11 protein-coding genes are annotated in these 14,043 nt (G+C 39.9%); 5 read left to right on the top strand and 6 right to left on the bottom strand.

Annotated elements, in window-relative coordinates; genetic code table 11:
* The first annotated feature begins 7 nt into the window (after nt 1-7).
* Complete coding sequence (locus L1D51_RS09545; RefSeq protein WP_239963530.1) at nt 8-2,245, top strand: DUF262 domain-containing protein; 2,238 nt, start codon at nt 8-10, stop codon at nt 2,243-2,245.
* A gap of 94 nt (nt 2,246-2,339) precedes the next feature.
* Here the strand turns inward: L1D51_RS09545 and L1D51_RS09540 are convergent, their stop codons facing one another.
* The 3 genes from L1D51_RS09540 to L1D51_RS09530 are packed head-to-tail and all read right to left on the bottom strand — an operon-like array spanning nt 2,340 to nt 5,372.
* Nucleotides 2,340-4,364 (bottom strand): DNA phosphorothioation-associated putative methyltransferase, encoded by a 2,025-nt coding sequence (locus L1D51_RS09540; protein ID WP_239963529.1) that lies wholly within the window; start codon nt 4,362-4,364, stop codon nt 2,340-2,342.
* Between the two features lie 3 nt (nt 4,365-4,367).
* The gene (locus tag L1D51_RS09535) at nt 4,368-5,204 is read right to left on the bottom strand and encodes a DUF6997 domain-containing protein (protein WP_239963528.1); all 837 of its coding nucleotides are present in this window, start codon (nt 5,202-5,204) and stop codon (nt 4,368-4,370) included.
* The gene (locus tag L1D51_RS09530) at nt 5,205-5,372 is read right to left on the bottom strand and encodes a hypothetical protein (RefSeq protein ID WP_239963527.1); all 168 of its coding nucleotides are present in this window, start codon (nt 5,370-5,372) and stop codon (nt 5,205-5,207) included.
* 452 nt (nt 5,373-5,824) lie between these two features.
* Between L1D51_RS09530 and L1D51_RS09525 the strand changes: the two genes are divergently transcribed.
* Entirely contained in the window at nt 5,825-6,550 is a 726-nt protein-coding gene (locus tag L1D51_RS09525) for a hypothetical protein (RefSeq protein ID WP_239963526.1), read from the top strand.
* Between the two features lie 53 nt (nt 6,551-6,603).
* Here L1D51_RS09525 and L1D51_RS09520 read toward each other — a convergent pair whose 3' ends face one another.
* Nucleotides 6,604-7,458 (bottom strand): LysR family transcriptional regulator, encoded by an 855-nt coding sequence (locus L1D51_RS09520; RefSeq protein ID WP_239963525.1) that lies wholly within the window; start codon nt 7,456-7,458, stop codon nt 6,604-6,606.
* Nucleotides 7,459-7,539: 81 nt separating this feature from the next.
* Between L1D51_RS09520 and L1D51_RS09515 the strand changes: the two genes are divergently transcribed.
* The 3 genes from L1D51_RS09515 to L1D51_RS09505 all read left to right on the top strand — a co-directional run bounded on the left by L1D51_RS09515 (nt 7,540) and on the right by L1D51_RS09505 (nt 9,066).
* The gene (locus L1D51_RS09515; protein WP_054563225.1) at nt 7,540-7,761 is read left to right on the top strand and encodes a DUF2798 domain-containing protein; all 222 of its coding nucleotides are present in this window, start codon (nt 7,540-7,542) and stop codon (nt 7,759-7,761) included.
* Nucleotides 7,758-8,039, top strand: a complete 282-nt coding sequence (locus L1D51_RS09510) for a putative quinol monooxygenase (RefSeq protein ID WP_054563226.1) — start codon at nt 7,758-7,760, stop codon at nt 8,037-8,039. Before L1D51_RS09515 ends, L1D51_RS09510 begins: the two co-directional genes overlap by 4 nt.
* A gap of 334 nt (nt 8,040-8,373) precedes the next feature.
* The gene (locus tag L1D51_RS09505; protein ID WP_152968948.1) at nt 8,374-9,066 is read left to right on the top strand and encodes a hypothetical protein; all 693 of its coding nucleotides are present in this window, start codon (nt 8,374-8,376) and stop codon (nt 9,064-9,066) included.
* 848 nt (nt 9,067-9,914) lie between these two features.
* Here the strand turns inward: L1D51_RS09505 and L1D51_RS09500 are convergent.
* The gene (locus L1D51_RS09500; protein WP_239963524.1) at nt 9,915-12,323 is read right to left on the bottom strand and encodes a hypothetical protein; all 2,409 of its coding nucleotides are present in this window, start codon (nt 12,321-12,323) and stop codon (nt 9,915-9,917) included.
* Between the two features lie 109 nt (nt 12,324-12,432).
* Complete coding sequence (gene dgt, locus L1D51_RS09495; RefSeq protein WP_054563229.1) at nt 12,433-13,890, bottom strand: dGTPase; 1,458 nt, start codon at nt 13,888-13,890, stop codon at nt 12,433-12,435.
* Nucleotides 13,891-14,043 lie beyond the last annotated feature (153 nt).

Raw genomic sequence — 14,043 nt, 5'->3', positions numbered from 1 at the left:
AATAGCAATGAAACAAGTTGAAGATATTTTCAAACCAGCTACTAGGGATTTATTAACCTTATTTTCGAGTAATGGTGTAATTTTCCAAATTCCCTCCTATCAACGCAACTATGCTTGGACGAAAACTGATGTTGTAAGATTGGTCAAGGATATTGAAGAAGGCTTTTTAAGGCTAGATAATACCTCCCCGCTTCAATCTTTATGCTTTTTAGGGAGCATAATTACGGTTAATATTTCAGATAAATTAGACCAAACAAATTGCCCTCTAAATGTAGTAGATGGGCAGCAGCGTTTAACAACAACCATGCTTTTTTTATTAAGTATAAATACGTTTTTGTATGAAGCATATTCTGAACTGAAAGAGCTATCATCGTATTTAAGAAAGTGGTTGAAAGATGAAATAGATGATGTCCATGAGAAGACGATAAACTGTCTTTTTGAAACAAAAATTCGAGAATTAGAGGCTTGGGAGTACATGCCAAAAATCGCTCGAGAGGGCTTAGATACCCTAAGCTTTAGAAAAGATCGCTATAATTACTCATCACCTGTAGCAAAATTTCTATATCAATATGTTGAATATATATTAAGTAGGAATGATGGTGATGCTTTTAGCTGGAAGCTAAATGCATCTGAAGAGGAAATAGGTATCAATAATGCTTTATCCGCTATCAATGAGGAACTAAAAAGTGCATCATACTTAAAGGATACTTGCGCTAGCTCACTTCTAGGAACATTGACTAACTTTTATAATTTAAAAGATTTCGATTTAGAAACAATAAAGTCGGATATTAAAAAGGTGCCTGAAAGCGAGTTTGATAAAATCGAAAAATTGATAAAAGTTATTTCTCTTTCAAAATATGTCTTTACTAATGTTGTTATTACTGAAGTGAGAACATACGAAAAATATCAATTTGATGCATTTGAATCTCTAAATACAGCAGGAGTACCTTTAACTGCGCTAGATATATTTAGAGCTAAAGCATTAAGCAATAATGATTTATTAGTTTCTTCAGATATTGAGAAGCTAAACTCTATTGACTCTTATACACTTTCAATTCCTCACAAGTCGAGAAGCAAAGTCTCTAGAGAAATTGTAACTTCGTTTATTAGTTATGTATCCGGTATTAAAACTGAGGACCATCTTAGCTGGCAAAGAAATAAACTAATTGACCTATACGATAATGCTCGTTACAAAAAGTATACCTCTTCACTTATTGATTCTTTAAAGGATGTTGTAGATTTTAGGAAGAATTTTTGGGATAAAAAAGAGTTAACTAACCAGCTTGATGATTACACTGATAGAGATGAAGTTTTAGTCTACTTTGATTATTTTCGGGAGCTTGATAGTACACGTACGATACCAATACTAACTAGGATGGTTAATGTTTTTACTGGTGAGTCATTAGTTCGATGCATAAGAGCTTTAGCAAGCTTTACTTTATTATGGCGTTTAGCTCACCCTAACACTTCAGGTATTGATAGTGTCTACAGAAAGCTTATGCTAGGTTCGTCGAGCTTTAAACCGTTTTGTGTTGGAGCAGAGAGTAAGAATGATCTGTTGTCTGAAACTGAGTTTCTGAACTTTCTGGAAAGTGAACTTAGGAGAAAAAAAATAGAGACATACTCGGCCTGGGCGAATAAGTCTAAAGGTATTCGTATTTATGATGTTAGTAAGCCATCAGTAAAACTAGCTCTCTTGTCTACTTACCATCGCTCTAAGCTTGTTGATAAAAATGACTTTATAATTACTCAAAGAGGCGTTAAAACCAGCACGTCGAATAACTTGTTAAACTTGAGCGCATGGAGAAGTGAAAGGTACGCAACAATTGAACACATTGCCCCTCAAAATATTAAAAATGCAAAAGATTGGGATGCTAGGATATATCAAGATGGGGAGGTGCTACCAAACTGTCTTGGCAACCTAACTTTACTACCAGAGGCTGAAAATACAGCAATTGGTAATAATAATTGGAGAGTTAAGAAGCAATACTTTAAATGTTTTGTTGCTGAAGATGTTACTGAAGTAGATTTAATGCTAGAAGAGCTCCATAAATCAGGGTTAACAGTAAAAAATGCAATTAAATCACTTATGAGAGAAAATCATGCCCTCGGTTTAATTGTTCAATCTTTGCTAAATGTTGAAGAGTGGAATAGATCGTCAATAGAAAAGCGGCAGCAAAATCTTTCAGAGTTAATTTGGGATAGCTCGGCTGAGGCCCTTAACTTAGAACCTCGAAATTATTAACAAGATATAAAGCTTAATAACCCTTACTTAAGAGCTGCAGGTAAAAGCGTAGCTCCTTTTTAGAGATATCAGACAAGCTTTATCATAATTATTTTTAAGTTGAGTAAAAACGATAACCAGATATGAAGAACCCTTCAGTTTTTAGTAAGGTATCTAGGCTATGTCGGTTCAATCTAGAACTCTCAAGTTTATGGAGCAGTCTCTTGAGGCGTTTATTAAACGACTTTTGCTTCTTATAATCGTCAAAAGTATCATCAATATAGTCAATTTTATTAAGAAGTAGTGGACGTTTTTCTTCAATTACATAATCAAAGAAATCTACATCTTGCTCTGCCATTTTTATTTTTACGCGCTCTTTAAGCTGGGGCAGAGGCGAGTCATAAAATCCTTCATAACCGAGCAGTGTCACCTTACCTGAATGCATATGAATTTTTATAAGTTGTATGTCATCAAGCTCACCGTACATTTGTAAGGCTGCGCCAACGTAGATACGTAATACAAGCGGTAATAAATCAATAAAGTCTTTGTGAAAGGTTAGTGCGTGAGGTTCGTCATTCTCAAAGTCAATTTTGCTTGCTGGTAATAGTTTATTGGCTTCGATACAAAGCTCTTGAATTAATTCACTATCAGAAATTTGAAACAAAAGTTCGGTAGCTTGAGTTTGAGCAATTTTGTAAGTGTCAAAAAAAGCTTTTATGTCTCGCTTTAAATCTTCTGGCTGTTGGGTGTAAGGTTTCCTTTTTTCAAACATTGCTAAAGCAAAATAAAGTAACAAGTCTTCTTTACGCATTGTTTCAGCAGTTTTAAGCTCTTCTTTATCAAACCATTTTAAAGCTAGTTGTAATGCTTTTTTATTTGAGCCTATTACTTCCTTTAACTTATCACTTTTATCAAATTCATCATTTGCTGGGCAGCGCCCTAAAGTTAAGCAAGTTAACCAAAATGACTCAAAGAGTGAGTGGTGTTGTGTAAACAAGATACGTGCTTGGTCTTCATTTACAGGCTCTGGAGCTGTTAAGTGTTGCCACTTATATCTACGCTTGTGTCGATTTTGTAAAAACTGCTGTTCAAGCTTTTTATCTTTGAATATGTAATAAATACCTGGTGAAACTGCTATAGCATTTTCGTCTACGCTCATCTCTATAAAGGCTTTTAGCTCAGCTTGAGTATAGTATTTTTGAAACGTATTTCGGCTCGTAATAATGCCATCTTTATATGGCTGAAATTGACTGATTAGTGATTCATTTCCAAGCATTGCCGACACAACCAAAAGCTTATCGGTAAGCTCCCAAGCACCTATTAATGCCTCGATTCTTTCATCTCTATCTTCAATAACGTTAATAACGAAGCCGATATTAACAATGTCAGAATTGACTTTGTCTGCATCAGGGCGGTAATTAGGATCCCAACCTAACGCATCTAAACCATGTGCTTCGAGTTCTCTGAGGTCATCACCGCGCCCACATCCGTAATCAAATATAGAAAGCTCACCAGCTAAAAAACCATGCTTTGCTAATGTCTTTAGAGGAGCTGATAGTTCATGTCTAACTATTGCAGTTAAATGTCTATCGATAGATTTATCTTCGTCAGTTTTTGCAACTGCTGAGAGTCTAAAAAGCCTACCATCGACTAGCTCATAGCCTTTTTTGTCAATTAGCCTTTCCCATGAGCTTTTGAAACCAATCATTCGACTGTTTTCATAAAGTCCCGCTTGTTCCCCCTCAGCTGTGATATCACAAAATAAAGTGTAGTGATTACTATCTGATGGGATCATGGTTTCTTTTCTATGAAGAATAGGGGGGTTGTCTGTGTTTTCGTAGCTTGTAACTTTATGAGTTAGCTTTGCAAGGTCTACCGTTACACTTTGTTTTAGTGGTGGATACGATTCGGAATAAAAATCAGGGTAACTTAAAAGGGATAGTCTAAAATCATTTTTAAAAAGCTTTACTAAGTCGTAATCAGCTTCATCAATCTTTAAAGCTTGGGCAACAATCTTTATGAACTTTACGATTTCTTGAGGTGCGTGTTCGAATGCATCTTTATGAAAATATATTGCATCTGGCAGTTTCTTGGCGACTTTAACTTTTTTAACTAACTCTTTAAATTGCTCTGAATTCATATCTTAATAATTTGCTAAATGCAGTGCCTGTACTTTACAGGGTCTCAACATATCTAAACTATATAGTTCATCTTGTTGATTTACAATGCGAGAGCATTCTGCCACAAAGAAGTTGATACCCTTATCAGTTTTCATACTTCTCAGGTATACCGGTACAATTGGCATTGACGAGGGGATCTTTTGTAACAAGCTTAAACTGGGGTAAAGCAATTTGTGCTTTGCTAACGAATCAAATTTATCGCCATGTTTTGCCTCAACAACAAATAAATGCTCTTTACCATCTCGTTTTGCTACAAATACGGCATCAATTTCAACTTGCCCATTGATATGTTGTAGAACAATGTTTTCATTCGCTAGAGGCTTAAAATTAAAAGTGAATGTACTTTGCCCTGTTGCTGGAACGACTATAGTTTTGTCATCTTCTAGATTAAGAGCTTCAGCCATTAAGCCTGATGCTATGGCTAAATTTACAACTGAGGTTTCAGTGACCTTAGGTAGCAACTGAAAAGCATACAGACTGCGGATTGAAACATTTGGTAAAAATAACTCTGGCTTCAGTTTGCCGAATAGCGACTCATCATCGAAAAAGAAATCTTGGACATTAATAGTTTTTACTAATGAAAAGTATGTTTGGTTATCCTTTGGACGAGATCCTAACCTGAGTACCATAACGTTTGATTGTTTAAGTACCTTAGGTAGCTTTTTAAATGAATCTATCGAAATGCTCGCAGCAGTATTCGCTGAAACGTTATTAGTTTTTGCATAGGCCTGAAAGCCTTGAGGTTCAGATATGCTGATATCTTGTTCTTGCATCTCAATGAGTATGTCTTTAAATAACACTTAAATTCCCTTTGGGTATTCAAAATAATAAAAATAAGCGCGACCGCGTTTTTCAAACTTAAGCAAACCTCGCTCACGGCGGTGCATTAATTCACAAGCACTTATTTTAAGGCGCTTCATCGCTTCTTTGCTGTTAAGCCAAACACCTTTTGGATTTTGCTCTGTCATTTTAATTTCTCAGCTAAGTTAAAATTAATATACATAACTCTTTTTACATCGACAAATTTAGCCATGGGGGGGATTGCTGATTTATCCCCGTGTTCAAACCCGAAATTGAATTAATTATGAGTAATTTACAGCATGGATGCTGTAAAAAGCGTAGCTTGGCCACGGGTGAGAAGCGAAGCTTTGAACGAGAGGATATGGATATCCGAACTGGGGTGCGTACAGGGATGTGTAAGTTGTGCCTATCTACGCTGTTTACGTTCATTTAATTAATTCAAATTGAGGAAACAGTGTGAACCTCGGGGCGCCGAGAGATTCCAAAGAGAAGTCGGCGTTTACTTCTCTTTGGTTGCCGTCGCCAACGCGACATAACTAAATAAATAGTTAAAAGGTCACTTTTTCCTCGCCCTCAATTTGGTACAATGTGGCCTACCAAATTACACAGATGTAATGTTATGAATAAATGGATTTTATTGCTCGCTACTTTGCTAGCGAGTTTCAACACGGTTGCTGAAGAGCAATATTCAAAAAGTCGCTGCGATAGTATTGAGGCTGAGCGCGAGGGCATTCGTAAGAGAATGAATCGTAGCTATACGGCTAAGCAAGGCGAACGGTGGAATCAACGTTTAGATGAGCTTTTTACGCTGTTGGCGAGACACTGCAAACACCCAAAAAGAAGCTCTGGCAATGGCGGTAATTATACGTATCGCTCGAACCCTACCGCACTTTTAAACACCAAAGTACATAACTCTACGGTGTATTCAAACTCATATAATGACGATAAAAAGCGCCATGCTTGGGGGCAGTTTTATCAGTTACCGGACCGCTGTAGAGCTAAGAATATTCAGCAGGCTGATTTTGTATGGTGTAGCGAAAATAAAGCTGAGCAAAAGGCATTATTTGAATCGGCTTGGAGCGGTAAAGGAAAAGTAGACTATAAAGATATTGTTATTACTGTAAAGCCGACCATTACAGAAATAAATACAAACAAAGTCACAAGCCAAGTTGCAATAAAGAGCTCGATAATCGAGCCACCAATTCAGCAAGCTTCGCCGCCTTTAGATGAGAGTGTTGGTCCGCAATTTACAAAGTTGAATAACCTTAAAATTTGGCAATTAGCCTTGGCTGGCATTGCGGCCATGTTGTTTGTGTTTGGTCTTTATCGTTGGTTTAAAGATTGATGTTTCACGGGCTAAAGCCCGACCTAAAATGACGAGAAGCGAGAAAATTGCAACTAAAGCGCTAATATTTCTCCTTGCAAGCTCGGTGAGTCTTCAATACTGGTTTGGAGTTGTTCTATCAACAACTGGGCATTTGCTGATGGCGTGCGTGAATGTGGCCAGAGAGCGTAAATTGACCTTGCGGGAATGTTGTGGGGGGAGTCGATATAACTAAAGTTGCTGGTGTCGTCTATACAGCAAATTTCGCTCATCGGCAGTAAGCCAATGCCATAGCCTGCTTCAACCATTTTTCTGGTGATTGTAATATCAAAGCAAAAGCTTATATGTTCATACTCGGTTTTTAATTTATTTAGCAAACCGCTGGGTAATTGTGACTCTGAATAGGGCAATATCAGCCTTGATGTTGGGGCATCTGCCTTTTTAATCAGCTTTATTGCGATCATGCCTAGGCGCTTTTGAAAATAACTTGAGTCTTGTTGTTCGCCGATGCGAATGGCTAAATCAAAACGTTTTTGGCTTAGTTGGCTATTGGCATTACTTGGGTAAATGTGGAGGTTTAGCGCAGGGTTTGCCATCGCAAACTGATTAACTGCCCCCATCAGTGGGCCCGCAATGATGTTTTGTGGGCATAAAAGGTAAAACTCTCTAGCGGCGGGAGAGTCATTTAATTGCTCAAGCTGGCTGTTAAGAGCAAGCACCTGCTCGCCTAATTCGTTATACAGTGATTCACCTTTGGCGGTTAACACAATGCCTCGGGCTGTACGTTGCAGTAATGGCTCAGCGAGTTTTTCTTCTAACGCCTGAATGCGCCTTGATAGGGTCGATAGATTCAGTCCTAAATCTTTTGCTGTTTGGCTCATGCTTTTACGGCGCGCTATTTCAATAAATAAATGCAGATCATCCAGCATACGACTCCCTCAATCTTAGTTTGCATTTTCGTGACTGTTGCCACTTGGCCTGTGCAAATATAGTAACGCCAAGGAGGACATATGAAAATTCATTTTACTTTTACTGCGGCATTTTCGTTTTTAATGTCGTTTTTACTTTCGGCATGGGTCACTTATGTCAACTTAGGGCTAAGCGATACATTTTTTCTAAGTTGGATGAAGGCGTTTGCTAATGCGTGGCCTGCTGCGTTTGTGGTGGCTTTTACGGTTGCCCCGCCAATTAGGGCATTGGTTTTAAAGTTATATAGTAAGGAGTCAGTATGATTAATATCGTGGCAAAAATTACCCCAAAGGCGGCATTATTTGACGACTGTAAAGGGCATTTACAGAGCATATTAGCAGTCACTCGTGCAGAGCCTGGTTGTAATCGTTTTGAATTGTTTGCGAGTAAAGAACAGCGTTGTTTGTTTTTAGTTGAGCAGTTTGCATCGCAAGCCGCCCTTGATGAGCATTATGCTCAGCCTTATACCAAAGCTGTGTTCGCGTTTTATGAAAATGCCTTGGCGGAGCCTGTTGAGGTAGAGAAGGTGGAGGTGTGTTGAGACAAAGTTAGCGAGATGCGAGGGGAAAGGAGCTAGGCTCTAGGGGAAAGTCGATCTGTGGGGTTGTTAAGGTCGAGTGTTCTTCTCTGTAATAACAACCTTGTAGGAGGTATTGTAGGAGGTATTTTAGTGCCGAATGAAACATAAAAGAGCGATCAGCAGTTTGATAGTGGAAATAATTAACCTTAAGCCTTTCATGATTATTACTCGTTCGCTATGTAAAATTGTTAGGCAGGTAATTTGTCATTCTTTTAGATGAATTTGCCGCAGATTTGTTGCAGTTTTATTAGAAACTGATAATCTGTACCCCTAACCTTTACAGTGACGTAAATTAATGATTAAACGGATTTTAATGACAACAGCCTTGTTGTTGCCCGCTTTTGTTTGGGCGCAGCAAAGCGCTCCTTCAGATGCATGTCAAAGCATGCAAGCCGAACGTATAGAGCTACAAATAGCCCTGCGTAAAACCAATCTTCTCGACAAAATTGAAGCCTATAAGCAGCGCATTCAAAGCTTGTCGGCGCGAATATCTGAAACTTGCTTTAGTGAAGAGCAAATTGCTGAGCTAAAGTCGTCTTTGTATAACCCTGATATTACTGAGCTTGAAAACACCTTGGCAAAGCCATTAACTGAGCAAGCCTACATCAGTAAGCAAGCTGCATGGGACCGCTTTTATGTTATGCCGCCACGTTGTGCTGCCCGATCGTTACAGTTGCAAAACCTTGAGTCGTGCCTTGAAAATAAGCAAATTCAGTTTCAGCAATTTGATATGTTATGGCAGCAAAAAAGTGCGCAACTTGCCCGTACAGAAGCAAAACCAACAGATTCGTTTCATGAGTTTGTTTTACCTAGCAAAGCCGAACGAGCTAAGTTAAGCGCCGAGCAAGAATTAAAGCGCTACAGCTACAGCACCGATTCGTTCTTACCAACCAACATCATTGTGTTGTGTGCTTTAGCTGTATCGGTGTTCTTTGGTTTGATATTTATTTTCCATTGGTTAATGCGCCCACGGCCAGTGGTGAAGTGAGCATTTAGTTAGCGAGAGTAAAGGGGAAAGAGTAAAGGGGAAAGAGTAAAGTTAGAAAGGGGAAAGGCGCTAGGCGCTGGGTTTTAGGCGTTAGGACGCGATGTAAAATCGCTGCTTTAGTCGTTAGAGGTCAGATGTTAGATATCAGTCGAACTGTGGGGTTGGTTAGGCCGTGCGTTCTTCTCTGCATTTGAACCTTGTAGGAGGTACTTTAGTGCCGAATCAAACATAAATGAGAGCTGTCAGCCTTCAGCTCTCAGACGCGCGAAACAAGTTTCACGCCTACGAATGAAACATAGGCGCTAGGATCTGGGTTTTAGGCGTTAGGACGCGATGTAAAATCGCTGCTTTAGTCGTTAGAGGTCAGATGTTAGATATCAGTCGAACTGTGGGGTTGGTTAGGTCGTGCGTTCTTCTCTGCATTTGAACCTTGTAGGAGGTACTTTAGTGCCGAATCAAACATAAATGAGAGCTTTCAGCCTTCAGCTCTCAGACGCGCGAAACAAGTTTCACGCCTACGAATGAAACATAGGCGCTAGGATCTGGGTTCTAGGCGCTAGGACGCGATGTAAAATCGCTGCTACAGACTCGAATCTCGCACCTCGCATCTCGCATCTCGCACCTTTCCCCTCGTAACTTGAGACTCGCTAACTTAAAACATTTCCCGGCTAAAGCCAGTCCTACGGGGGAAACATAGGCGCTGGGGTTTAGGCGTTAGAACGCGATGTAAAATCGCTGCTACAAACTCGCATCTCGAATCTCGCATCTCGAATCTCGAATCTCGCACCTCGAACCTCGCACCTCATTTCTCGTACCTTTCCCCTCGAAACTCGTACCTCGTAACTTAATCACTCATCCGTTTTAAACTGTTTGGCGCGTTCTTCTGCGTCAATTAAGGCTTGTGATTTTGGCTGTTTGGTTTTACTTTCTATTACAGGCTTTTCGTCTGAATTTGGGTCCCAGGTTGGATCTAGCGATAAGTTCGCAAACGGATTATACGGCTTATCATCTTGTTGCTCTGGCTCTTTGTCGGCTTCTTCACTTTTTTCTTCAGGCGTTTCTTCAAGCTTATCGTCGTTACTCAGTTCGTCAGACAAATCAACAGTTTCTACCGCTGGCTGTGACGGCTCTTCTACATTAACGGAAGCTGGTTCATCTTGTAGTTCTTGTTCTAGTGCTTGTAAGGCTTTAGCTAAATCATCATCGTTAATGTCGTCGTGTTCTTCTGCTGGGTTTGGCGCAGTGACTGTGTGCTCATCTTCATTAAAATGATCAGCAAACGATAAATCATCACCCATAAATGATGATAAGTCATATTCGGGCACTTCATCTTTAGACGGTTCTTCGTCAGTAATCGGCTCTTTTGTAGAATACTCATCAAAACCGAAAGATGAAGATGCAGTAAAGCTTGGCTCTTCAAATTCTGGTTTCTCTAACTCATCGATTTCCGGCTTTTCGAGTTCTTCTATCTCAGCTAATACTGGTTCATCGTCGGCAATAGGTTCTTTAGTTGAGTATTCATCAAAGCCAAACGATGACGAACTCGTAAAGCTTGGCTCTTCAAATTCTGGTTTCTCAAACTCATCGATTTCCGGCTTTTCGAGTTCTTCTATCTCAGCTAATACTGGCTCATCGTCGGTAACAGGCTCTTTTGTAGAATACTCATCAAAACCGAAAGATGAAGATGCAGTAAAGCTTGGCTCTTCAAATTCTGGTTTCTCTAACTCATCGATTTCCGGCTTTTCGAGTTCTTCTATCTCAGTTAAAGCTGGCTCATCGTCGGCAATAGGCTCTTTAGTTGAGTATTCATCAAAGCCAAACGATGACGAACTCGTAAAGCTTGGCTCTTCTAATTCAGGCTTCTCTGGTTCATTGTTATCAGTATCTGCAAATGGCTCAGGTGTAAGAGGCTCGTCTTTAATTGGCTCTTTGTTTGTGTACTCGTCAAAACCAAATGATGACGAAGCGGTATAACTCGGTTCTTCTGATTCCGGCTGTGTTTCAGGCTCGTCTTGCTGAACGTCATCAGCTTGCGGCTCAGCTTCCTCGTTGATGCTATACGATGAACCTTCTAGGCTTGCTAATTTTAGCTCTTGCTCTAGGCCGCGCTGCTCATCCAAAAAGTCGTCATCAGCGTCACTTACGTTTTTCTCGTCGTAACCTAGTTCAAGATCTTCGAATTGATGGGCATCAGCAAAGTCTTCTGCTGGTGGTTGTTCAGGTGAAGTTTCAGACTCTTGTTCTTCTTTATCACGCTGAGCACTAAAGTGCATAAGCTCAGAAAGCTCGTCATTATTATCTGTTTCGGTTGCTGTAAATGTATCGTTGGCAAGCGGGTAGCTGTCTTCATGAGGGTGCTCTTGTTCTTCAGCCAGCACTGCGGCTGTTGCTTCTTTGAGTTCTTCAGCTTCTTTTTCAGCAGCTGCTTGTGCTTCCGCAGCTGCTTTAAGGGCTTTAGCTTGCATTAGGCTTTGTTCAAGTTCTGAATCGGCGTCTGCTTTTTTGCTTTGACGAATACGCACAATCACTAAACCTGCAACAAGTAATACCAACAACACAATTAAGCTTGGCATTAATAATGAGCTTGAAGAGCTATCGCTGTTTGCAGGAATAGGTTCTGGCATAGGTGCAGGTGTTGGCGCAGGTTTTGGTGCAGGTTCTGCTTTTACTTCAGGTTCAGCTGGTTTTTCAGCAGTTGCAGTCTCAGCACTTTGGGTTTTCACTTCAGTGGCTTGATCTTGAATAGCAGAGCTTGTAGTTGATTCTACTACAGGTTCTTCAGGAGCATCAGAAATCGTAATACGGTCAACCTTTGCTGGTATTTCGGTTTGTTCTGCTGAGGCACTTGTTTGTTCGGAAAGCTCTGGTTCTTGAACTTCTGGCTCAATTGCTGGCATTTGCTGTTCGATAGGTTCAACGGTTTGCTCTGCAATTGGTGCAGTAGTTTCTTCAGGTTCTGCTTGAATAGCGCCTGAGTGCACCCTAGGGTTAGCCGCTGCAGTTGAATTAACTGGGGCTGTTTCTTTCGTTTGTTGTTCTAGTTTTTCGAAAGCAGCTGCATTGTTTACTGGCGTTGGATTTTTGCAGTTTTTCTCATAGTTTCTGGCAGCTGAGCGATAGTTTTTATTGCTGGTGTTAAAGCGGTACTCATGCATTTGCTGTTTTAACAAAATACACATGGCTTCGTTGTACTGTGCTTTACTCGTAAAGCTTAAGCTTAGGAGTAATAAGAGAAAAGTTGTTTTTATAATTGGCATAAGTTCTGGACCAGTAAGGTTTAGTCGATGACCTAACAGTTAATTAATTCTAAGCTGAGACGAGTAATTTATCCACATTTGGTTAACAAATTAAGCGTATTCGTAGTGGTTAATCAATTACCATGAGCGCACGGTATTCGTCGTAAGCAAATTGGTCAGTCATTCCGCTTATGTAATCTTGAATTAAGCGGCAGCGATAATAGAACTCGTAAGCGGCAAAATGATCCGGTTCGGCTTTTAGGGCATCAATGGCTTTTTGGTAGCTATTTAAATGTTTATTAGATAGTTTTTTAACAAGACGAGTTTCAATTAAGTAGTTTTGGTCGCCTTTTAACACGCGTTTAAAAGCATCAGCATCAAGGGCTAGTAAAGGTTTATAGCAGTCAAGTAAACCGCTAATTATACGGTAACCCTGTAGCTCTAAACGCTCTACTTCTTTGTGGCAAAATACATGCTTTAATGCCACTTGTTTTAAAGTGAGCGTGACGGCATGCAAGTGACTTCGATCTTCTAATAAAGCCTGATTAAAATCACCGTGGTAAATGGCTTCAATATTATTAATAAACCGCTCTGCTGCGTAGCTTACTAATGGGTGTAGCAAGGTCACGCGCAGGTAGATAAAAAATTCGCTATTAAAATTGTACGGCTGCTCTTGTGCTTTACTTAACGCATAATCAATGGCTTTTTCGGCAAAGTCGCTGTGTTTGGTATCGTCTATGGTTAGGTTCGTGAGTGTGCGGGTGTATTGCTCTTTTAACTTTTCGCAAAGCGACTCAACACTAATAATGCCTTTTTCTACGGCATCTTCAATATCGGCCAAACAATACGATATATCGTCAGCTGCTTCCATAATGTAGCTAGCAGGATGACGGCAGTATTGCTCAATTTCGAGTTCAGTTTGTAGTGCTTCAATAAACGGCTTTTCGCTGAAGTAGTAACCCACTTTTTTCATCAAGTAGTTTTTATCTTGCGGGCTGTCTATTTTCGCCATGCTGGCCGGGCGTGTATATTTTAAAATTCCGGCACTTTGGCTGTAGGTTAAGTTTAGAGAAAGTAATGAATGAATTATGCGAATACCTTGGGCATTACCTTCAAAACTTTTTATGTCTTGGGCAAGGTGTTTAAAGATCACACTAATACCAATGCCTTTACAGCGCTCAGGAGTCAGTGCGTCTAAGTGTTTATCAAACCATTGGTTGATGGCTGCTTCGCCAAAGTGACCAAACGGCGGGTTGCCTATGTCGTGCATTAGGCACGCCATTTCTACTAGGCTTTCTAGCGGGCGCTCAAGCCCAGCTAAGCCATATTCTTTTTGTTTTGCATCACTGAGCTTATTAAAAATGGTTTGCACAATAAACCTACCCACTTGTTGTACTTCAAGCGAGTGGGTAAGCCTTGAGCGCACTGCAGCATTACGTTCTAGTGGAAAAACTTGGGTTTTTTGCTGCAAACGGCGAATTGCTGCACTGTTAATAATGCGGCCCCGATCACTTTCAAGCGCCGTGTGTAAATTATTGGTAGAACGCATTTCGCGCGCTGGAGTAATTTTTTTACCAAAATCGATCATTTTTCATTCCCACAAAGCGGTAAAATCGGGCTTTTGCGTTTTGTTAGCAACATTTTGCTATTTATTAAATTAAATCTAACAGCTTGTATCTTAAATTAAAATATTCATTTTTATTAAAGTTATTACTTTAAATCGTGGCCTTTATTCATATAT

Source organism: Pseudoalteromonas shioyasakiensis (genome assembly GCF_022398475.1).
Classification (GTDB): Bacteria; Pseudomonadota; Gammaproteobacteria; order Enterobacterales; family Alteromonadaceae; genus Pseudoalteromonas.
This window is presented reverse-complemented; position numbering and strand designations above follow the sequence as displayed.